Genomic DNA, 20,686 nt, shown 5'->3' with positions numbered 1-20,686 from the left:
GTCAGAACGTTGAAGAACATCAGGAGATCCGCTGCGGCTGCCACGGCCGCAGCGGTCATAGTCACGCTCGGCGCGGGCCTGTTCCCGGCCACCGCCGTCGCCGCAGGCTCGGCTCCCGCACCCAGGGACCCGGCCGACGCCGTCCAGTCCGCCAACATCGAGCACAACCTGCCGGGCCCGCTGACCGAGAAGGTCGAGGCCGAGCAGAAGGCCGCCACCGAGCAGCTGATCGCGGGCACCGCCCAGGTCGAGCAGCACAACGGCAGCAGCAGCATCAAGCTGGGCAAGGACAAGTACGTGGAGCTCGGTCGCGAGCGCACGGACAAGATCTTCACCATCCTGGTCGACTTCGGCGACCAGGTGGACAACACCACCAAGACCGCGGACGGCAAGGTCATGTACGGCGGTGAGCCCGGCCCGAAGCACAACGAGATCGAGAAGCCGGACCGCGCCAACGACAACTCGACCGCCTGGCAGGCCGACTACAACCAGCAGCACTTCCAGGAGCTGTACTTCTCCAAGGACAAGCCCTCGCTGAAGACCTTCTACGAGAAGCAGTCCTCGGGCCGCTACTCAGTCGACGGCGTGGTCTCGGACTGGGTGCGGGTGCCGTGGAACGAGGCCCGGTACGGCTCGGACTACTGCGGCTCCAACGTCTGCGACAGCGCCCAGGACCTGATCCGCGACGCCGTGGACATCTGGTACAAGGACCAGTTGGCCAAGGGGCAGACCAAGGAGCAGCTCAAGGCCACCCTGGCGTCGTACGACCAGTGGGACCGCTACGGCTCCCACAACGACGGGAACTTCAACCAGCCCGACGGGTACATCGACCACTTCCAGATCGTGCACGCCGGTGAGGACAAGTCGGCCGGCGGCGGCAAGCAGGGCAGCAAGGCCCTGTGGGCCCACCGCGCGTACGCCTACGGCAACCTGAACGGCCAGGCGGGCCCGGCCGACAACAAGCTCGGCGGCGTCCAGGTCGGCGACTCCGGCTTCTGGATCGGCGACTACACGATGCAGCCGGAGAACGGCGGCCTCGGCGTCTTCGCCCACGAGTACGGCCACGACCTCGGTCTGCCGGACCTCTACGACACCGCCGGCACCGGCATCGACAACTCGGTCGGCTTCTGGTCGCTGATGTCCTCCGGTTCCTGGCTCGGCGAGGGCAAGGGCGCCATCGGCGACATGCCGAACGACCTCGACGCCTGGAGCAAGCTCAAGCTCGGCTGGCTGAAGTTCGACAAGGCCAAGGCCGGCACCGAGTCGACCCACCACATCGGCCCGGTCGAGTACAACAGCAACCTCCCGCAGGCCCTGGTCGTCGAGCTGCCGAAGAAGACCATCCCCACCGACATCAACAAGCCCGCTTCGGGCAAGAGCGAGTGGTGGAGCGGCAGCGACGACAACCTGAACGTCACGCTCACCCGTGACATCGACCTGACCGGCAAGACCAAGGCCAGCCTGAACGCCAAGGCCTGGTACGAGCTGGAGGCGAACTTCGACTACGCCTTCGCCGAGGTCTCCACCGACGGCGGCACCAACTGGACCGCCCTGGACGGCACCTGGAACGGCAAGCCGATCACGAAGGACGCCGGCGGCCGCGCGGCCCTGACCGGCCTCACCGCCGCCTGGGGCGACGTGTCCTTCTCGCTGGACGCCTACGCCGGCAAGGCCGTCAAGGTCCGCTTCCACAACACCACCGACGGTGGCCTGCACTACCGCGGCTTCGCCGTCGACGACATCTCGGTGACCGCCGACGGTTCGACGATCTTCAGCGACGACGTCGAGAACGGTGACAACGGCTGGGTGGCCAAGGGCTTCACCCGCTTCGCCGGCAGCTACACCAAGGACTACGGGCAGTACTACATCGCGGAGAACCGCCAGTACGTCTCCTTCGACCAGACCCTGAAGACCGGCCCGTACAACTTCGGCTGGGGCAACAGCCGGCCGAAGTGGGTCGAGTACTACCCGTACCAGCCCGGTCTGCTGATCTGGTTCTGGGACGAGTCGCAGCCCAACAACAACGTCAGCGCCCACCCGGGCCACGGTCTGATCCTGCCGATCGACTCGCACCCGACCCCGCTCAAGTGGAGCGACGGCGCGCTGCTGCGTCCGCGCATGCAGGGTTACGACTCGACCTTCGGCTCGCGCAAGACCAGCCAGCTGACCCTGCACAAGAACGGCGTCGAGACGATCGTCCCGAAGGCCAAGGGTGTCGACGAGTTCTCGGACCTGAAGTCGTGGTGGTCCAAGGACAACCCGTACAGCGGCGTGGACGTCCCGAAGACCGGTACCAGCATCGAGGTCGAGAACGAGTCCTCGAACTACCTGGAGACCTGGATCCGGGTCCGCCCGGTCGACAACTGATCGGTCGAGCAGTAGCGATCAGCCTGTGACCAGGCGGTTCTGACCCACCACGTCCGGCCCGTCCCCGCATCGCGCGGGGGCGGGCCGGACGCTTTCCGGTCAGGCCCCGCCGCGGCTCCCGCCGGCCCCGGCGCCCCGGGCCGGCAGCCGGTCCAGGAAGGCGGCGGCCGCCTCGGCGACGTCCGCCGCCGTCCAGTCGAGCGCGGACGCCGACACCGTGACCTCGGTCATCGCCAGGCCCGGCAGGTCCCGCTCGCGCCAACCGCCGAACAGGGCGACCCCGGTCTCCTCGGCCAGCCCCAGCCCGGCCTCGTCCAACTCCCCGGCCGCGTACGGCAGCCAGAGCTGGAACTGGTGGGTGTGCGGCGGGGCCGGGTGCACCCGGGCGCCGGGGACCGCCGCGAAGGCGGCGTCCAGCGCCTCGGCGACCACCTTGGCGTGCGTCACGTACCGCTCCAGCAGCGGGAGCCGGGCGTCCAGCCCGGCCAGCGCGGCGAGAGCCGCCGGCCACTGCTGGTAGAGCTGGCCGCCGTACCGGTGCCGCCAGGCCCTGGCGGTGCGGACGAAGCCCCGCGAACCGGCCAGCGCGGCGCCGCTGATGCCGCCGAGCGTCTTGTAGAAGGACACGTAGACCGAGTCGGCCAGCGCGACGACCTCCGGCAGCGGGTGCCCGAGGTGGAACACCGACTCCCAGATCCGGGCACCGTCCAGGTGCAGGGCCGCGCCGCACTCCTCCCGGACGACCCCGGCCAGCGCCGCCAGCTCCGCCCAGTCGGGCAGCACGAAGCCGGCCTCGCGCAGCGGCAGCTCCAGGCTGAGCGCGGCGTACGGCTCGTCGAAGGAGCGCAGTTCCTCGACGGTGGGCTGGCGCGGGGCCATGGTCGGCCAGACGCTGCGCAGGCCGGTCAGCACGCCGAGCGCGTGCCGCTCGTGCTGGTCGGTGTGGGCCAGCGGGTGGGTCGCGACGGTGCGCAGCCCGGCCGCCTCGGCGTGGATCCGCAGGGCGACCTGCTGGGCCATGGTGCCGGTGGGGAAGAAGGCCGCGTCCTCGGTGCCGAGCAGGTCGGCGACCGTGCGTTCGAGGGTGCGGACCACGCCGTCGCCGTACTGGTCCGGGCGGTTGTCCAGGTCGTGGCCGCCGCCCTCCCCCGCGAGGGCGGCGAGGCGTTCGCGCATGCTCTGCGGCCGGTCGCCGGACAGGATCCGCTCGCAGCCGCGCAGGGCGGCGAAGCGGCGGCCCGGCAGGCTCGGGCGGTCATTGCCGTCGAGGTCTTCGCTCCTGTTGCCATACATGCGTCGATGGTCCCCCAGCGGGCCCGCCAGGTCAGCGGGGCGGACGGCGGAAAGGGGTGCGCGGCCGACCCAAACCCCGGACGGGCATGGCGCTGGTCACACCGGCCGGGCTCCCGTCGGGCGAGGTACGACCGGCGGTAGTAGTCCGGCCGCGGACGCGGGCGACGCACCGCAGGCCGGTGGTAGACGATCGGATCTCATGATCATTACTCCGTCAGCTTGAATCTCCGGCGCAACGCTGACTACACGCCGTAGTACGTCACGCCGTTTGGGACTCCGCTCGGTGACCGTTACACCTGAGTGGTCCCCCGCTCAGCACGCGCCCGAACGGGCACTTCGTGCTGCCCTCGTCCACCGTGAGGTACGGCTACCGATGTCCTCTGTCCCGCCCGTGGGGCCGGTCCTGCGCCGGCTCGCCGCCCGAACGGCGGCCCAGGCGGCGGCCTGGCAGCCCCGGCTCGGCCATGCCGCCCGCACCCATGCCGCGCCGCTGCTCGCGCTCGCCGCGCCCCGGCACCCGCTGCCCGGCGGGCACCCGCAGGCCGAACGGGAGCGCGCGGTGGTCGCCGCCGGGGCGGCCGCGGTGCTGCTCGCCGGCGCACTGCTGGTGGCCGCGCCCGGCAGCGCCTCGGCGCAGACCGTCCGGCCCACCACGCCCGGCAGCTCGGCCTTCACCGCGCCGCAGGCCGCCGTGCCCAGCCCGGGGCTGGTCCAGGTGGCCGGGCCGAGCCCGTACCGGCTGCCGAACGACGGCGACTCGGCGCAGGAGTTCGTGGCGGTGGCCGCCAACCTGCTGCCGGTGGAGCCGCCCGTCGCCGACGCGCCGGCCGAGGCCGCCGCGCCGGAGCCCGAGGCCGCGCCCGCAGCGGAGCCCGCTCCGGCCCCGGCTCCGGCTCCGGAGTGGTCGGCCCCGGTGCCGGACGCGCCGACCAGCAACCCGTACGGGGTGGCCAACTCCGAGTACGCCGCCGGGTACCACACCGGGGTGGACTTCGCGGTCGACCCGGGCACGCCGCTGCTGGCGGTCGGGAACGCGACCGTGGTGTCGGCCGGCTGGGACGGCTCGTACGGCAAGGAGGTCGTGCTGCGGCTGGAGGACGGGCACTACGCGCAGTACGCGCACCTGTCCTCGCTCGGGGTCTCGCCGGGGGAGCGGGTGTCGGCGGGCGAGCAGATCGGGCGGTCCGGGAGCACCGGCAACTCGACCGGGCCCCACCTGCACTTCGAGATCCGCACCAGCAACCGCTACGGCGCGGTGGTGAACCCGATCGCGTACCTCGCGGGGCACGGCGTCACCGCGTTCTGAGCCCGGCCCCAGCCACCGGTCCGCCCGCCCGTCCGCTCAGGAGTGGGCGGGGGCCGGGTGGCCGATCCGGCCGCCGATCTCCAGCGCGACCTCCCGGGCCGCCCCGATCGCCTCCTCCAGGGTGGCCGCCGGCGGCGAGGACTCGCCCCACACGTTGTCGCCGTGGTCGCAGTCCGCGGCGTCCTGCTTGAGCAGGAACATCGCCGAGTGGACGGTGAACAGCGACATCGTGGCGCGCAGCCGCTCCCGGAAGTCGGCGTCCGGCCCGTGCACCAGCTGGATCATCGTGATCATGCGGTCCTTGAACGCCAGCCCGGCCGCGGACTCGCGCAGCGCGGGCTGGTTCTCGTGGAAGAAGCGCAGCAGCGGGGCCCGCTCGGCCATCCCGTCGGCGAAGCGGCGGATCAGCTCGTCGCGCATCTCCGGGCTCCAGGACTGCTGCCGGCCCCACGCGATGGTCTCGTCGATCGGCGCGGCCATCCGCTCCACGATGCCCAGGACGATGTCGTCCTTGGTCTTGAAGTGGTAGTAGAGCGCGGCCTTGGTGACACCGAGGCGGTCGGCGATCTCGCGCAGCGAGGTCTGCTCGTAGCCCTGCTCGGAGAAGAGCTCCAGGGACACCTCGATGATGCGGGACCGCGTGTCGCTGCGGGGGCTGTGCGGAGTGCCCATGGCCTGCCTCATGAGTGCGTCGGTGACTGCTGCGGACCCCGGTGGCGTCCGCCCCGGGCCCATTCTCCCTGCCCAGGCAGCCGGGCGGGAAACTGGCTTGACGACCGGCTAGTAAACAACTTACCGTGCCGACGGTCCACAAACTAGCCGGGCGTCAAGTAAGTGAATCACTGCGCGGCCTCCGCCCGTCCGAAACACCCCTCCGGGAGACACCACCTCATGTCACAGTCCAAGACCACCGGCCCGGTACCGGAGGAGAAGTCAGCCGAGGAGGAGCAGCCGCGGTCACCCCGCGAGATCCGCCTCGTCATGGTCGGCCTGGTCGTCACCATGCTGCTGGCCATGCTCGACAACCTGATCGTCGGCACCGCGATGCCGACCATCGTCGGCGACCTCGGCGGCGCCGAGCACCGGTCCTGGGTGGTCACCGCCTACACCCTGACCACCGCCGCCTCCACCCCGATCTGGGGCAAGCTCGGCGACATGTACGGCCGCAAGGGCAGCTTCCTCACCTCGATCGTGATCTTCCTGGTGGGCTCGGCTCTGTCCGGTCTGTCGCAGAACATGACCGAGCTGATCGGCTTCCGCGCCGTGCAGGGCCTGGGCGCCGGCGGTCTGATGGTCGGCGTCATGTCGATCATGGGCGCGCTCGTCCCGCCGCGCGACCGCGGCAAGTACCAGGGCATGTTCGCCGCGGTGATGGCCCTCGCCACCGTCGGTGGCCCGCTGGTCGGCGGCTTCATCACCGACCACCTGAGCTGGCACTGGACCTTCTACATCAACCTGCCGCTCGGCGTGGTCGCGCTCGCCGTGGTCATCGTCACCCTGAAGCTGCCGAAGGTCCGCAACACGGCCCGGATCGACTACCTGGGCGCGATATTGCTCACCACCGGCATCACCTCGCTGGTGCTGATGACCACCTGGGGCGGCCAGCAGTACGCCTGGGGCTCCAATGAGATCCTCGGCCTGATCGCGCTCTCCGTCGCCTCGCTGATCGGCTTCTGCTACGTGGAGCAGCGCGTCGAGGAGCCGATGCTGCCGCTGGCCCTGTTCAAGAACCTGAACTTCACCCTGGTCTCGATCATCGGCTTCATCGTCGGCTTCGTGATGTTCGGCTCGACCTTCTTCCTGCCGTTCTACCAGCAGATCGTCCAGGGTGCCTCGGCGACCAACTCCGGTCTGCTGCTGATGCCGTTGATGTTCGGCATGCTGGTGGTCTCGCTGGTGGTCGGCCAGGCCGTCACCAGGACCGGGAAGTACCGGATCTACCCGATCATCGGCACCATCGTGATGACCGGTGGCATGATCCTGCTCTCCACCATGGGCGTCGGGACCAGCAGCTTCACCTCGGCCTGCTGGATGGTCGTGCTCGGCGCCGGCATGGGCTTCCTGATGCAGATCACCATGCTGGTCGCCCAGAACAGCGTCGAGCTCAAGGACATGGGCGTGGCCAGCTCCACCGCCACCCTGTTCCGCACCATCGGCGGCTCCTTCGGTGTCGCGCTGTTCGGCGCGCTGTTCAACAACCGGGTGAAGGACACCATGACCGCGCGGCTGGGCGAGCAGGCCTCGGCCGGCGGCGGGGCCAAGGACCCGGGCGAGATGAGCCCGGCCGAACTGCGCAAGCTGCCGGAGCACGTCCAGGACGCCTTCCACCACGCGGTGTCCAACGGCACTCACACCGTCTTCCTGTGGGGCGCCGGGTTGGCCGTGGTCGCGATCGCCGCCGCGGTGTTCATGCGCGAGGTGCCGCTGCGCGGCACCGGCACGGGCAAGGCGGACAAGTCCGCCGAGGCCTCGCTGGAGGCGGCGGCCGTCTGACCGCCCTCCCGCCGACACGACGGCGCCCCCGGAGGACTCCTCCGGGGGCGCCGTCCCGCGTTCGTGGCCGGCTACTGGGGAAGCCGGTAGACGCCCTGCTCGACGGGCTCCACCAGGCCGTCCGCGACCAGGCCGTCCAGCGCCCGGGCCCGCTGCACCGCGTCCGGCCAGACCGCGTCCAGCCGGGCCTGCGGCACCGAGCCGTGCGACTCCCGCAGCACCGCGAGCAGCTTGCCGCGCACCTGCCGGTCCGTCCCCTCGTAGGTCTGGCCGCGCCGGGCCGGGCCCTCGTACGGCGGGCGGCCGGCCCGCTGCCAGGCGCAGTGGGCGAACAGCGGGCAGCCCCCGCACTCCGGGCCGCGCGCGGTGCAGACCAGCGCGCCCAGCTCCATCACGCCGACCGCCCAGGTGGCCGCGGTCTCGGCGTCGTCGGGCAGCAGCGCCGTCGCCGTCCGGCGCTCGGCGGCCGTGGTGGTCTGGGCCGGGTACTCGACGCCGGACACCGCGCGGGCGAACACCCGGCGGACGTTGGTGTCCAGCACCACGTGCCGCTGGCGGAAGGCGAAGGAGGCGACCGCGGCGGCCGTGTACTCCCCCACCCCGGGCAGCGAGAGCAGGGTGGCGTGGTCGTCCGGCACCTCGCCGCCGTGCTCCTCGGTGATCGCCACCGCGGCCGCGTGCAGCCGCAGCGCGCGGCGCGGGTAGCCGAGCCGGCCCCACATCCGGACCGCCTCGCCGGGCGCCTCGGCCGCGAGGTCGGCCGGGGTGGGCCAGCGGGTCAGCCACGCCTCCCAGGCGGGCAGCACCCGCTTCACCGGAGTCTGCTGGAGCATGAACTCGCTCACCATGATCGCCCAGGGCGTCGCCTCGGGCGTCCGCCAGGGGAGGTCGCGCTTGTCGGCCTCGTACCAGTCGAGGACGGTCGCGTGCAGCAGCGGCAGGGGCATCGAAAGCCGGACGGCGTCCGGCGCGGCGCCTGCCGGGGGGACGGGGGCGGGGGTGACGGTGATGGCAGCCATGGCCCTTCGATCCTCCCATGTCGACGGGCGCGACCGAAGCGGAGAAAAGAACTCCGGATATCCCTGCGGATCTCCCGGAGAACCACCGCTTCGAAGCTCCCTCGAACGGCGCAAATGGCGGATCATGTGAAGGAAGGGGCGACTGTGCGGTGTTGGTGCGTCAAGCGGCACACACAGTCTCGTAGAGTTTGGGCGTGCCCTCTCTGCGTCAACCCGTGGGACCGCTGCCGGCCTCGATCTACTGGCGTCGGCGCGTCGTCGTGCTCGTCGCCGTCGTGGCGGTCGCCGCCCTGATCGCCTGGCTGATGATCGATCAGGACGGGGGCGGTGACGGCGGCTCATCGAGCAAGGCCGCGCAGGCCGTTCCGTCCCAGAGCCAGACCCCCGCCCAGTCCATCACGCCCGGCGCGTCCCCGAGCGGCCCCGCGGCGCGCCCCGGCGGCGGCAGCGGCGGCAACGCGAGCGGCGGCCCGGTGGCCGGCTCCGGCGGCGGCGAGGTCAGCCTCAGCACCGGCGGCACCGGCGGCGGCGCCAACCCGGCTCCTGCCACCGGCGGGGGCACGGGTGGCGGTGCGGCGGCGGGCGGCGCCGCGGCCGGCGGTTCCGGCGGCTCGGGCGGCTCGGGCGGCTCGGGCGGCGCCCCGGTGGTGAACACGCCCGAGGTGATGGCGCTTCCGGTCTGCGTCTCCTCGCAGGTCACCCTGGAGCTGGCCAGCGCGCAGAACTCGTACCAGCCCAAGGACAAGCCGCGGCTCTCGCTCACCGTGAAGAACGCCTCCGGCGCCAACTGCCGGGTGGACCTGGGCCGGACGGCCTCCGCGATCACCGTGACCGCCAGCAACGGCGACCGGGTCTGGTCCTCCGGCGACTGCCCGTCCGACCGCGGCAGCAGCTGGGTGCAGATCCCGGCCAACAACGGCCTGACCGAGACCTTCACCTGGGACCGCAGCCGCAGCAAGCCGCAGTGCGCCACCGCCGACCCGGCGCCCCCCGCGGCGGGCACCTACCTGGTGGTCGCCGACCTCACCGGGCTCTCCGGCGGCCAGGTCTCGGCGCGCTCCTCGATCCGCCTGGACAGCTGAGCCCCCCTCGACTCGACTCGAAGCCCCCGGCCGACGCGGCCGGGGGCTTCGGCGTCTCACGGGCCAGCCCGGGTGCGCCGGCCGGGGTGCGCCGGCCGGGGATGGCTCGGCGGGGTGCGCGACGGCCCCCGGGGCGTTCCCCGGGGGCCGTGCACGGCGGTGCGTCAGGCCGGACGTGGCGCCGGGTCAGACGTAGCGCTCCAGGATGGACGACTCGGCGAGCCGGGACAGGCCCTCGCGGACCGAGCGGGCCCGGGTCTCGCCGACGCCCTCGACCGTCTGCAGGTCGTCGATGCTGGCGGCGAGCAGCTTCTGCAGGCCGCCGAAGTGCTCGACCAGGCGCTCTATCACCGTGTTGGGCAGGCGCGGGATCTTCGCCAGCAGCCGGTAGCCGCGCGGCGAGACCGCCGAGTCCAGCGACTCCGGGGAGCCCGAGTAGCCGAGCGCCTTGGCGACCGTCTGAAGGTCCAGCAGCTCGGCGTGGGTGAGCGCCTCCAGGTCGGCCAGCACCTCGTTGACCGTCCGGCCCTTCTTGGCGGCCCGCTCCGGGAAGTAGTCCCGGGCGACCAGTTCGCGCTCCGGCTCCACGCCCGCGATCAGCTCGTCCAGCTGGAGCGAGAGCAGCCGGCCGTCGATGCCGAGCTCCAGCACGTAGCCGGCGATCTCGGTGGCGATCAGCCGGACCATCTCCAGCCGCTGGGCGACGGCGGTGACGTCCCGGACCGTCACCAGGTCCTCGATCTCCAGCGCGGACAGCGTGCCGGCCACCTCGTCCAGCCGCAGCTTGTAGCGCTCCAGGGTGGCCAGCGCCTGGTTGGCGCGGGACAGGACGGTGGTGGAGTCCTCCAGCACCCGGCGGGTGCCGTTGACGTACATCGCGATCAGCCGCATCGAGTGCGAGACCGCCACCACCGGGAAGCCGGTCTGCCGGTTGACCCGCTCCGCGGTGCGGTGGCGGGTGCCGGTCTCGTCGGTGGGGATGGTGGAGTCCGGCATCAGGTGCACGCCGGCCCGGACGATCTTGGTGATGTCCTTGTCCAGCACCACCGCGCCGTCCAGCTTGCACAACTCGCGCAGCCGGGTCGCGGTGAACTCGACGTCCAGGACGAAGCCGCCGGTGCAGATCGACTCGACCGTCTTGTCGAAACCGAGCACGATCAGGCCGCCGGTGTTGGCCCGGAGCACCCGCTCCAGGCCGTCGCGCAGCCCCGTGCCGGGTGCGATGGCACTGAGGGAGGCCCGCAGCAGGGCCTCCTCACGGGAGGCCTTGTCCGCCCCCCGGTCGCTGGCTGCCACGTGACTCCTCCGGTCGACCCCGTGCCGCGCGCCTCGCGCCGTGCGCCGGTCCGCGGTCTGTTGCTCTGTCGCTCAGTACCGCTCGGTACTGCCTTCTGGCCAATGAGACTGGGGAAAGTCTAACTGCGTGCGGCATCGACAGGGCTTGGGTCAGCGCAGTTCGTCGGAGTCGAGCGGCTCCCAGCCCTCCATCAGCTCCTCCGGGTGCGCGACGACCCGGGCCGCGCGCGGGGCCGGCGGCGCCGACGGTGCCTCAGCACGCGGCTTGGCGGCGGCCCGGCGGCGGCCCGGGATGGCCCGCAGCGCCTCGCCGATGTCGGCCACCTCAACCACCTTCATGCCCGGCGGCACCTTGCCCGGATCCGGTGGGACGAGGGCGTGCGTGAAGCCCAGCCGGTGCGCCTCGGCCAGCCGCCGCTGCACCCCCGTCACCCGCCGTACCTCGCCCGCCAGGCCGACCTCGCCGATCGCCACCAGGTTGCTGGGCAGCGGGGTGTCCGAGGAGGAGCTGGCCACCGCGAGCGCGATCGCGAGGTCGGCGGACGGCTCGCTCAGCTTCACCCCGCCCACCGTCGCGGTGTAGATGTCCTGCTTGCCGAGCTTCACCCCGCCGTGCCGCTCCACCACGGCCAGGATCATCGCGATCCGGGGCGACTCCAGGCCCGAGGTGGTGCGCCGCGGGGACGGGATCTGCGAATCCACCATCAGCGCCTGCACCTCCGCCACCAGCGGGCGCTTGCCCTCCAGGGTGACGGTGAGGCAGGTGCCCGGGACGGGCTTGTCACGCCTGGTCAGGAAGAGGCCGGACGGATCGGCCAGGCCGACGATGCCCTCGTCGTGCAGCTCGAAGCAGCCCACCTCGTCGGTGGCGCCGTAGCGGTTCTTGATCCCGCGGATGAGCCGCAGCCGGGCGTGCCGGTCCCCCTCGAAGCTGAGCACCACGTCCACCAGGTGCTCCAGCAGGCGCGGGCCCGCGATCTGGCCGTCCTTGGTGACGTGGCCGACCAGCAGCGTCGCCATGCCGCGCTCCTTGGACACCCGGATCAGCGCGCCCGCCACCTCGCGGACCTGGGCCGGACCGCCGGGGGCGCCGTCCAGCTCGGCGGAGGCGATGGTCTGCACCGAGTCCAGGATCAGCAGACCGGGGTTGACCGCGTCGATGTGCCCGAGCACCGCGCCGAGGTCGGACTCGGCGGCGAGGTAGAGGTGCTCGGAGAGCGCGTTGATCCGGTCGGCGCGCAGCCGGACCTGACCGGCCGACTCCTCGCCGGTGACGTAGAGCGTGCGGTGCCGGTCGGTGGCGGCCTTGGCCGCCACGTCCAGCAGCAGGGTGGACTTGCCGACGCCGGGCTCGCCGGCCAGCAGGACGACCGCGCCGGGGACCAGCCCGCCACCGAGCACCCTGTCCAGCTCCGGCACGCCCGTCGAGCGGGCCGTCGCGACCTGGCCGTCCACCTGGCCGATCGGACGGGCCGGCGAGCTGACCGGGCCCGCGGCCGTCGTCCGGATCGGCACCGCGCCGTACTCCTCGACCGTGCCCCAGGCGTTGCACTCCGGGCAGCGGCCGACCCACTTGGGCAGCTGGTTGCCGCACTCGGTGCAGCGGTACGCCGGGCGCGGCTTGGCGGTGGTCTTGGTACGGGCAGCCATGCGGCCCACCGTAGCGCCTGGGTCCGACAACGCCTTGCTCCACCGGAGCCGGGCCCAAACCCACACAGATGGGCGATGTTGTTACCCGAAAGAAGTACATACACGGCGAACGGCCGGGGTGCGCCGCCCACCGTCTCTACCGTCGGACGGGTGACAACGCGTACTGAAGGGCCGCCGGCCGCCGTGCTGGCGGCGTACGACCGGCAGGTGGACGGCCTGTTCACCTACTGCCTCTCGGTGCTGTGCGAGCACGACGCGGCCACCGGCGCCCTGCGCGAGGCCCGCGAGCTGGCACGGCGGCACGGCGCCCGGCTGACCGAGCCCGGGCTGGTCCGGGCCTGGCTGTTCTCGCTGGCCCGGTACTGCTGCCTGCGGCGGCTCGCGGGCGGCGCCGGACGGGACGCCACGGCGGAGCCGACCGAGGCCGAGGCGGCCCGGCGGCGGCGCGAGCTGGCCTCGCTCGCCTGGCCGGAGGCGGCCGGCACCGACCCGGAGCAGCGCGAGGCGCTGGAGCTGTCCGTCCGGCACCGGCTGACCCCGCACGAGGTGGCGGCGGTATTGGGCCTGCCGTTCGAGCGGACCCGCGCGCTGCTCGCCGCCGCCGAGGCGGAGGTGGCCAGGACCAGGGCGGCGTTGCTGGTGCTCGGGGTGGGCAGCTGCCCGGAGCTGGACCGGCTCGGCGGGGCCGGGGCGGAGTCCTGGCGGGACTGGGTGCTCGGCCCGGCGCTGCGCCGGGAGCTGGTGCAGCACGTGGTGGACTGCCCGACCTGCCGGGGGACGGCGGGGCGGGTGGCCGGTGCGGCGACGGAGGGCGCGGCGGGGATGTCCGGACTGCCGCTGCTGGCGGCTCCCGCTCCCGCTCCGGCACCCCCGGGCGCCGGAGCGGCCTACCTGCCGTCGGTGATCGGCCACCTGCCGTCGGCGGTCGGTGCGGTGCGGCGGGCGGGGGCGGTGCCTGCGGCCGAGTCGGGGCTGCGGTTCGACCAGGGCGGCTTCCCCCGGCACCGGGCGCCGGACGCGGGCCGGGCGCTGGCGGTGCGTCGGCGGGTCGTGACCACCGGGGTGCTCGCGGCCGTCCTGGCGGCGCCGGTGGTCGCCCTGTGGGCGGGGCACCGGAGCAGCGGGTCGGGGACGGCGGCCGCGGTGTCCACGGTGCGGGTCGAGGAGGCCGGGCGGACGGGCGGGCAGCAGCCGTCGAAGCCGTGGCCGACGGCGGGCGCACCGGCGGGCACGGGGCTGCCGGGGGTGCCGGGGATGGAGCTGGCGGGTGCGGGGGCGGTGGGTGCCGGGGTGATCGGTGCAGAAACGTTGCCCCTCGCCTTTCCACGGCTGACCCTCCAGGGCCCGGCGGTCCCGGTACCGGCCCGCGGGGCGCCCCCGATCGGCAGTCCGGCCCTGGTCGCCGCCCCCGCCCCCGCCGTCGGGCGGGGACCCGCGACCGGGGGCGGCCCGGGCGGAGCCGAACCGGCCCCGGCCGGACTCCTCACCGTCGAGGCCGCCGAGTACGGCAGCCGGACCATCCTCACCCTCACCGACTCCGGCACCACCGAGATCCACTGGCACGCCGTGACGGACGCCGCCTGGCTACGGCTCAGCCGCGACTCCGGCACCCTCGCACCGGGCCAGCGGATCACCGTGACCGTCACCGTGGACGAGGACCTCGCGCCCGCGGCGCACTGGACCGCCCGGATCGCGCTGCCACCCTCGCAGGCGGTCGTCACCCTGGAGGGCGGACCGCACAACCGGGGCGGCTCGGCCTCCTCCCCCGCCGCCCCGGGGGCGTCGGCGTCGGCCACGGCGGACCCGCCGCCGAGCAGTTCCCCGCAGCCGTCGGTGACGGCCACGGCGGCTCCGTCCCCGTCGGGGTCGCCGTCGGCCGGCGCTCCCTCGTCGTCGGCGTCGTCCTCGGCGTCGCCTTCGCCGTCGGCGTCGGCGTCGGCGTCCGCGCACCCGTCCTCGCCACCGCCCTCGGGCACCCCGACGGGCACCGCGACGGGCACCGCGACCCCGGCTCCGCGCTGAGCGGCCGGTGTCCCCCTCGACGTCCGCGCCCGGCGGCGACGGCGGTCAGCTCCGGTCGATCGGCGGCACCCGGTAACTGCCGTCCAGCACGGCCGGTTTCGGCTGGTAGAGCCGGATGATCGGCCGGAACTCGCCGACCGGGGCGGGCAGCCAGTTGGCCGCCTCCACCTCGTCCTCGGGCTGCTCGTGCTGGAGCGTCAGGGTGAGCGAGCCGTCCGCGCCGTACACCAGGCCCGGGGTGCGGTCGCCGATCGCGTAGCGCTCGATCGGGTTGTCCACCAGGTAGTAGTCCGGCAGCGCGTACATCGTGACGGACCAGAACGCCTCGGCGGGCGGGGGCTGGTCGAACCGCAGTGTGTAGCGGTGCGCGCCGCTGAGCGGGCGGCCGCCGGAGTCGTCGTAGGTCATCGCGAACGAGGCCTCGTAGGCGTGGTTGCCCCAGAGGCCGGCCCGGGCAGCGGCGGCCCGGCTGAGGTAGCCGGCGCGGCGGTCGGGGATGCGCCACTCGGGGTCGTCGAGGGTGCCGGGGCCCAGGTGGTCGATGTTGTAGTCGAACAGGTGGAGCGCCGAGCGCCACTCGCCGGGCGGGTGGTCCTCGGGCGGGCGGGTGGCGTCCTCGACCCGTTCGCGGCCGGCGGCCAGGCCCTTGGCCAGCGCGAGGGTCCAGTCCGCGGCGGCCGCTCGGTACGGCGAGGTGCCCTCGTCGAGCAGGCCGAGCGGGGCGAAGCGCTGCTGGTACTCGACGTCCGGACCGGCCGGCGGGAAGGCCTGCATCCAGACCCGAAGCCGCTCGAAGAAGGCCAGCCGCTCGGGCACCTCCGGATCGGGCTCGGGCAGCCCGGCGACCAGCCCGCCGGGCTCCAGCGGCTCCAGGGTGAGGGCCTTCTGGAGGGCCTTGACCCGGGGGAGGTCGTCCGGCCCGGTGCAGGCGAAACGGCCGACGACGGTCGCCACCCTGGTCGGCGCCTCGATCACCCGGGCCGGGTCGGACGGGGTGCCGTGCCAGCCGGGAGGGACGATCAGCCAGGTCTGCTCGCCGGTGCCGGTGGCGCGGCTGCCGACGTAGGCGACGTTGTCCGTCCACGCGCCGACGACCTGCAGCACGTAGTAGGCGCCCGCGGTGTCCGGGACGCGCAGCACCTGCGGGCCTTCGGAGAGGTCGAGCTGGGCGATCGAGTAGAGGGTGTCGTTGTTGACCGAGACGAAGTGGTCCTTGGGCCCGGCCAGCCGGGTGGCGTGGCTGAAGTGGTTGAACGACGCCGCCGGCAGGGTGCCCAGGCCGCCCCTGGAGAAGCGCTCGACCATGGTGAGGTCGGCGACGAGCGGGTAGCCGTAGACGTAGGCGTCGGCGGCCAGGGCCTCCAGCTCGGGGTGGTTCATCGGGGTGTCCTTCGTCCGGTCGGCGCGGTCTCTGCGGTGCGGATTTCTGCGGTGCGGATTTCTGCGCTTTTCTGCACTGCGGGTCAGCTCGGGTCGAGCGGCGGGAGGTGCCAACGGCCGTCGAGGACGGACCGGTCCGGGCCGTGGAGCCGGACGACGACCGTGAACGGGCCGTCCGGGGCGGGCAGCCAGTTGGCGGAGTGCTGGGCGTCGGCGGGCCGCTTGTGCCGGAGGTGGAGGGTGAGTCCGCCGTCCGGGTCGCGGACCAGGCCGGGGGTGCGGTCGCCGATCGCGTAGCGGTCCAGGGTGTTGTCGACCAGCAGGCGGTCCGGGAGCGCGTACATGGTGGCGGACCAGAAGTACCGGGCCGGCGGCAGGTCGTCCGGGCCGAAGCGGACGACGTAGTCGCGGTCGCTGGCGTTCGGCGGCCGGTTGCCCGCGCTGTCCGCCGCCCAACCGCCGCACCAGGTCTCCTCGGTGGGCAGCCCGTAGCAGCCGAGCCTGGCGCCGAGGGCCTGTCGGAGGAAGTCCCCGCCGATCCGCTCACGGGTGCCGAAGAGCGCGGCCGGGCTGGTGGGTTCGGATTCGGCGGCGGCGCGCTCCAGCCGTGCGCGGCCGTCCGCGATGCCGCGCTCGATCTCGGCCCGGACCTCGATCGGCAGCGTGGCGGGCTCGAACTCGCCGCGCCCGTCGACGCCGAGGTCGGTGAGGCGGCCGCGCAGGTCGACCTCGGCGGGCGGCAGCTCGACGGGCCCGCGGAGCGGGAAGAAGCCGAGCAGGAAGTCGAGGAAGCCGAGGAACTCGACGGTGTCCAGCACCTCCTCGCGCCAGACCGGCCAGACCGGCTCCGACGCGGGGGCGGGCGCCGGGGTGCCGGCGTACTCGTGCAGCGGGCGCAGCCGGTACTGCTGCTGGACGGCCTTCAGGTCGGCGACGTCCGCGGGGGTGTCGCCGGTGAGGTGGGTTCGGCCGAGGATGCCGACCAGGCGGGTGGCGGTGCGGAGCACGCCCCGGACGCCGGGCGGGGGCTCGCCCTGCCAGTCGGGGCCGGCCACCAGGTAGTCGCCGGCCTCCTGGCCGGTGCTCCGGGCACCGACGAACCCGGCGTACACGGTGTCGAGTTCGTGCAGCGGGAGGACGTAGTAGCGGTCCGTGGCCGGGACGGACACCACCCACGGCTCGGCGCGCAGGTCGAGCCAGGCCCAGGAGTGCAGTGTGTCGTTGTCGGGGGAGGCGACGTCGGTGTCGGCCGGGGTGAACGGCTGCGAGCGGTGGCGGAAGACGCCGAAGCCGCCGACGTACCCCGGGTCCGCGTCGTCCAGTGCCTGTGCGTACAGGGTGCGGTAGTTCCGCAGGATCGGGTAGCCACGGATCCAGGCCTCGGCAGCGGTCGCGCGGATCGTGGCCGGGTCCACGAGTGCCGGGTTGGCCATGCTCGTCGCTCTCCCCAGTACACGGAAGGCCGGCGGCGCAGGCGCGCACCGGAATTCTGGACATACGAGTACATAGGGGATGCTATGCGGGGCGGGGCGGGTCAGCATGTCGGGTGGCCCGACGCTTCCCGGGCGCCCGACAGCCACCGGCCACCGGCGCTGCGGCTCCGGGCCCGGAGCGGGAAGTCGGGCCGGCCGACTTCCCGCTCCCGACGAGTCCGGTCAGCCGAGTCCGGTCGGACCAGCCCGGTCGGACCAGCCCCGTCGGACGAGACCGGTCGGACGAGACCGGTCAGTGGCTGCGGCGGGTGACCAGTTCGGCCAGCACCAGCAGTTCGTCGGCCGCCGACGGCTCCGGGACGGCCGTGGCCAGCTGCGCCATCGCCGCCGCCATCCGCTCGCAGGACTCGCCCTGCGCCCAGCCGCGGCCGCCGGCGCCTTCGACGGACGCCGCGCACTGTGCCAACTCCTCAGCGCTGAGCTGGCGTTCGAGGGCGTACAGCCCGGCGAGCCGGGCCCCCTCGGGGGTCCCGGAGCCCAGCGCCGCGACCACCGGCAGCGACTTCTTCCGGGCGACCAGGTCCGCGCCCACCGGTTTGCCGGTCACCGCCGGATCGCCCCAGATGCCGATCAGGTCGTCGATCAGCTGGAACGCCAGGCCGATCTCCCGGCCGAAGCCGTCCATCGCCTGCGCGGCCTCCTCCGACCCGCTGCCGTACAGGGCGCCCATCGCGCAGGCGGCGCCGAGCAGGGCGCCGGTCTTGGCCTCCGCCATCGCCAGGCACTCGGCGAGCGAGACGTCGCTGCGCTGCTCGAAGGCGCAGTCGATCTGCTGGCCCTCGCACAGCTCGACCACGCAGTCGGTGAGCCGGCGGACCGAACTGCGGGCGGCCGGGTGGGCGTCCTCGGCGAGCAGGCGCAGTGCCAGCGAGTGCATGGCGTCCCCGGCCAGGATGGCCTCGGTGGTGCCGAACACCCGCCAGGCGGTGGGCCGGTGGCGGCGCGTCTCGTCCCGGTCGATGACGTCGTCGTGGAGCAGCGTGAAGTTGTGCACCAGCTCGACGGCGGCGGCCGCGGCGGTGGCCTCGGCGGCCGTGCCGCCGAGCGCCTGGGCGGCGGCGAGGACCATGGCGGGCCGGATCGCCTTGCCGGAGGGGGCCTCGACGGGCGAGCCGTCCGCCTCCCACCAGCCGAAGTGGTAGCCGGCGACCTTGCGCATCGCGCCGGGCAGTGAGTCGACGGCGGCCCGCAGGACCGGGTCGACCAGGTTGCGGGCCCGGGCGAGGACGTCCGCCGCCTCGTTCCCCTCTTTGTGGTCCCGCTCCAGTGTGGAGCTCGTCATGGGTTTCTCCCCCTGTCGGCCTGCGGTGAGGCGGCCTGGTGTGAGGTGCCGGTCGTGGGTCGGCCGACCCGGTCGGCGGCCGGGCCAGTCGGCGGCCGGGCCAGTCGGCGGCCGGCCCGCTTTCCGGACGTGCCGCGGCGCACCGCCCGGCCGGGGTGTGGGTGCCCCGGCCGGGCGGCGTGGAATTCCGACCGGCTCCGGTCGGTCGGTGCCCGGCCCCGGGCCTGGGCGCGTGCCCGGATATCGCGCGCCCGGCCGGAATGACGGAGCCGCGCCCCGGACAGCGCCTAGCGCTGCGCGACGTCCACGTTCTCCAGGACGCCGACCGCGTCCGGGACGAGAATCGCGGCGGAGTAATAGGCGCTGACCAGGTAGGAAATGATGGCCTTGTCGTCGATTCCCATGAACCGCACCGAAAGGCTCGGCTGGTACTCGTCCGGAATTCCGGTCTGGTGCAGGCCGACGACGCCCTGGTTGTCCTCGCCGACGCGCAGCGCCATGATCGAGCTGGTGTGCCCGCCGACGATCGGGATCTTGTTGCACGGGAAGACCGGCACCCCGCGCCAGGCCGTGACGTGCTTGCCCTCGACCTCGACCGTGCCGGGGACGAGGCCGCGCTTGTTGCACTCGCGGCCGAAGGCGGCGATGGCCTTGGGGTGGGCGAGGAACATCTTGGTGCCGCGTCGGCGGCTGAGCAGCTCGTCCATGTCGTCCGGGGTGGGCGGGCCGGAGTGGGTCTGGATCCGCTGGTCGTACGCGGCGTTCTCCAGCAGGCCGAACTCGGGGTTGTTGACGAGCTCGTGCTCCTGGCGCTCGCGCAGCGCCTCGATGGTCAGCCGGAGCTGGTGCTCGGTCTGGTTCATCGGCTGGTTGTAGAGGTCCGCGACGCGGGAGTGCACCTTGAGGATGGTCTGCGCGACGCTCAGCTCGTACTCGCGGGGCTTGAGCTCGTAGTCCACGAAGGCCCCGGGCAGCTCGTACTCGCCCCGGTGGCCGGCGGAGAGGTCGATCGCGGCCTCGCCGTGCTTGTTCTGCGCCTGCTGGAAGCCGTTCAGGTACTCGATGACCTGCAGTTGCAGGGCCTCGGAGCGGTCGTGGAGCTCCTGGAAGGCGGGCCAGGAGAGCGCCATCACGGTGCCGGAGGTGGCGGCCCGGACGGTGTACGGCCAGGTGCCCTCCTCCTGCTGGAGGGCCTCGTCGCCGAGGTGGTCGCCGTCGGCGAGGGTGCCGACCACCGTCTCCTCGCCGTACTTGCCGGTGCCGAGCCGTTCGAGCTTGCCGTGCGCGATGAGGAAGACCTCGTTGATCGTCGCACCGGCGGAGACCAGTACGTCGCCGGCGGCGAACTCCCGCTGGACGAAGCGCCCGGCCAGCTCCGTCAGGACGGCCTCGTCCTGGAAGCCGCGCAGCACCGGCACCTCGGCCAGCGTCGGCGGGACGATCCGCACCTCGGAGCCGGTCTTGACGAAGCTCACCCGACCGCGGCCGACCGAGTAGCGCAGGCGGCGGTTGACCCGGTAGGTACCGCCGGACACCTGCACCCAGGGCAGCGTCCTGAGCAGCCAGCGCGGGCTGATGCCCTGCATCTGCGGCGCGGACTTGGTGGTCGTGGCGAGGTTCCGCGCACCCGCCGTGCTCAGACTCTGCTGCTGCCGGATCTCCGGTTGCGCGCTGGGCGCGGGAACACCGGCATTGGTTTCGGTCGACATAGGGGGAGCCCTTCGCATGCCCGATGAAGTGTCGCCTTGCGCATTCATGTTGCAGCTTCATGGTGGGCCCATTCGGGTGCATGCCGCAATCACTCATTCGAGTGGTTCGGGATAACCGAACAAATAGTACGACTGGATCACTCGATCGATATCTGTTCGACAGATTATTCGAACTTATCGGGAATACCGCCTCCCATCTTCCCCCATCGGCACCCCCTCCGTCGCCACCCCTTGACGCCCGCACACACGGCGCCCCTCCCGTCCGGGCCCGGGGAGCCGGCCGCTAAGGTGCCA

General features: G+C 73.1%; 14 protein-coding genes. 5 read left to right on the top strand and 9 right to left on the bottom strand.

The features are described from left to right. Positions 1-9 precede the first annotated feature (9 nt). Complete coding sequence (locus AB0O19_RS04555) at positions 10-2,367, top strand: immune inhibitor A domain-containing protein (protein WP_363617790.1); 2,358 nt, start codon at positions 10-12, stop codon at positions 2,365-2,367. Between the two features lie 99 nt (positions 2,368-2,466). Here the strand turns inward: AB0O19_RS04555 and AB0O19_RS04550 are convergent, their stop codons facing one another. After that, a complete protein-coding gene (locus AB0O19_RS04550; RefSeq protein WP_363617788.1) occupies positions 2,467-3,660 on the bottom strand; it encodes a beta-eliminating lyase-related protein in 1,194 nt (397 codons plus the stop codon). A gap of 373 nt (positions 3,661-4,033) precedes the next feature. Between AB0O19_RS04550 and AB0O19_RS04545 the strand changes: the two genes are divergently transcribed. Next, the gene (locus tag AB0O19_RS04545) at positions 4,034-4,966 is read left to right on the top strand and encodes a M23 family metallopeptidase (protein WP_363617786.1); all 933 of its coding nucleotides are present in this window, start codon (positions 4,034-4,036) and stop codon (positions 4,964-4,966) included. Positions 4,967-5,002: 36 nt separating this feature from the next. On the opposite strand, the gene AB0O19_RS04540 is transcribed toward AB0O19_RS04545, so the two are convergent. Further along, a complete protein-coding gene (locus tag AB0O19_RS04540) occupies positions 5,003-5,638 on the bottom strand; it encodes a helix-turn-helix domain-containing protein (protein WP_363589019.1) in 636 nt (211 codons plus the stop codon). A gap of 219 nt (positions 5,639-5,857) precedes the next feature. Here AB0O19_RS04540 and AB0O19_RS04535 point away from each other — a divergent pair, with 219 nt between their 5' ends. Next, positions 5,858-7,459, top strand: a complete 1,602-nt coding sequence (locus tag AB0O19_RS04535; RefSeq protein WP_363617784.1) for an MDR family MFS transporter — start codon at positions 5,858-5,860, stop codon at positions 7,457-7,459. Positions 7,460-7,530: 71 nt separating this feature from the next. Here AB0O19_RS04535 and AB0O19_RS04530 read toward each other — a convergent pair whose 3' ends face one another. Further along, a complete protein-coding gene (locus AB0O19_RS04530; protein WP_363618037.1) occupies positions 7,531-8,406 on the bottom strand; it encodes an A/G-specific adenine glycosylase in 876 nt (291 codons plus the stop codon). Positions 8,407-8,672: 266 nt separating this feature from the next. Between AB0O19_RS04530 and AB0O19_RS04525 the strand changes: the two genes are divergently transcribed. After that, positions 8,673-9,560: a hypothetical protein gene (locus AB0O19_RS04525; protein WP_363617782.1), complete on the top strand. Its 888-nt coding sequence runs from the start codon at positions 8,673-8,675 to the stop codon at positions 9,558-9,560. Between the two features lie 186 nt (positions 9,561-9,746). Here the strand turns inward: AB0O19_RS04525 and disA are convergent, their stop codons facing one another. Then, a complete protein-coding gene (disA, locus tag AB0O19_RS04520) occupies positions 9,747-10,805 on the bottom strand; it encodes a DNA integrity scanning diadenylate cyclase DisA (RefSeq protein ID WP_063351299.1) in 1,059 nt (352 codons plus the stop codon). 201 nt (positions 10,806-11,006) lie between these two features. After that, a complete protein-coding gene (radA, locus tag AB0O19_RS04515) occupies positions 11,007-12,506 on the bottom strand; it encodes a DNA repair protein RadA (protein WP_363617780.1) in 1,500 nt (499 codons plus the stop codon). Between the two features lie 150 nt (positions 12,507-12,656). Here radA and AB0O19_RS04510 point away from each other — a divergent pair, with 150 nt between their 5' ends. After that, positions 12,657-14,528, top strand: coding sequence for a hypothetical protein (locus AB0O19_RS04510; protein WP_363617778.1), 1,872 nt, complete (start codon positions 12,657-12,659; stop codon positions 14,526-14,528). Positions 14,529-14,573: 45 nt separating this feature from the next. Here AB0O19_RS04510 and AB0O19_RS04505 read toward each other — a convergent pair whose 3' ends face one another. The 4 genes from AB0O19_RS04505 to AB0O19_RS04490 form a co-directional block, all read right to left on the bottom strand. Continuing rightward, entirely contained in the window at positions 14,574-15,908 is a 1,335-nt protein-coding gene (locus AB0O19_RS04505) for a DUF1254 domain-containing protein (RefSeq protein ID WP_363582171.1), read from the bottom strand. 83 nt (positions 15,909-15,991) lie between these two features. Continuing rightward, positions 15,992-17,341 (bottom strand): DUF1254 domain-containing protein, encoded by a 1,350-nt coding sequence (locus tag AB0O19_RS04500; protein WP_363617776.1) that lies wholly within the window; start codon positions 17,339-17,341, stop codon positions 15,992-15,994. A 292-nt stretch (positions 17,342-17,633) separates the two neighbouring features. Beyond that, positions 17,634-18,683, bottom strand: a complete 1,050-nt coding sequence (locus AB0O19_RS04495; protein WP_363617774.1) for a family 2 encapsulin nanocompartment cargo protein polyprenyl transferase — start codon at positions 18,681-18,683, stop codon at positions 17,634-17,636. Positions 18,684-18,970: 287 nt separating this feature from the next. Further along, positions 18,971-20,392 (bottom strand): family 2B encapsulin nanocompartment shell protein, encoded by a 1,422-nt coding sequence (locus AB0O19_RS04490; RefSeq protein ID WP_363617772.1) that lies wholly within the window; start codon positions 20,390-20,392, stop codon positions 18,971-18,973. Between the last annotated feature and the right edge of the window lie 294 nt (positions 20,393-20,686).

Source organism: Kitasatospora sp. NPDC091276 (assembly GCF_040684355.1).
Lineage (GTDB): Bacteria > Actinomycetota > Actinomycetes > Streptomycetales > Streptomycetaceae > Kitasatospora.
The sequence above is the reverse complement of the archived record's forward strand: the minus strand, read 5'-3'. Positions and strand labels throughout refer to the sequence as shown.

What these genes read in the sequence shown, in the direction of transcription:
- AB0O19_RS04550 (WP_363617788.1), bottom strand. Translation starts at nt 3,660, where the DNA reads ATGTATGGCAACAGGAGCGAAGACCTCGACGGCAATGACCGCCCGAGC.
- AB0O19_RS04545 (WP_363617786.1), top strand. Translation starts at nt 4,034, where the DNA reads ATGTCCTCTGTCCCGCCCGTGGGGCCGGTCCTGCGCCGGCTCGCCGCC.
- AB0O19_RS04540 (WP_363589019.1), bottom strand. Translation starts at nt 5,638, where the DNA reads ATGGGCACTCCGCACAGCCCCCGCAGCGACACGCGGTCCCGCATCATC.
- AB0O19_RS04535 (WP_363617784.1), top strand. Translation starts at nt 5,858, where the DNA reads ATGTCACAGTCCAAGACCACCGGCCCGGTACCGGAGGAGAAGTCAGCC.
- AB0O19_RS04530 (WP_363618037.1), bottom strand. Translation starts at nt 8,406, where the DNA reads ATGCCCCTGCCGCTGCTGCACGCGACCGTCCTCGACTGGTACGAGGCC.
- radA (WP_363617780.1), bottom strand. Translation starts at nt 12,506, where the DNA reads ATGGCTGCCCGTACCAAGACCACCGCCAAGCCGCGCCCGGCGTACCGC.
- AB0O19_RS04505 (WP_363582171.1), bottom strand. Translation starts at nt 15,908, where the DNA reads ATGAACCACCCCGAGCTGGAGGCCCTGGCCGCCGACGCCTACGTCTAC.
- AB0O19_RS04500 (WP_363617776.1), bottom strand. Translation starts at nt 17,341, where the DNA reads ATGGCCAACCCGGCACTCGTGGACCCGGCCACGATCCGCGCGACCGCT.
- AB0O19_RS04495 (WP_363617774.1), bottom strand. Translation starts at nt 18,683, where the DNA reads ATGACGAGCTCCACACTGGAGCGGGACCACAAAGAGGGGAACGAGGCG.
- AB0O19_RS04490 (WP_363617772.1), bottom strand. Translation starts at nt 20,392, where the DNA reads ATGTCGACCGAAACCAATGCCGGTGTTCCCGCGCCCAGCGCGCAACCG.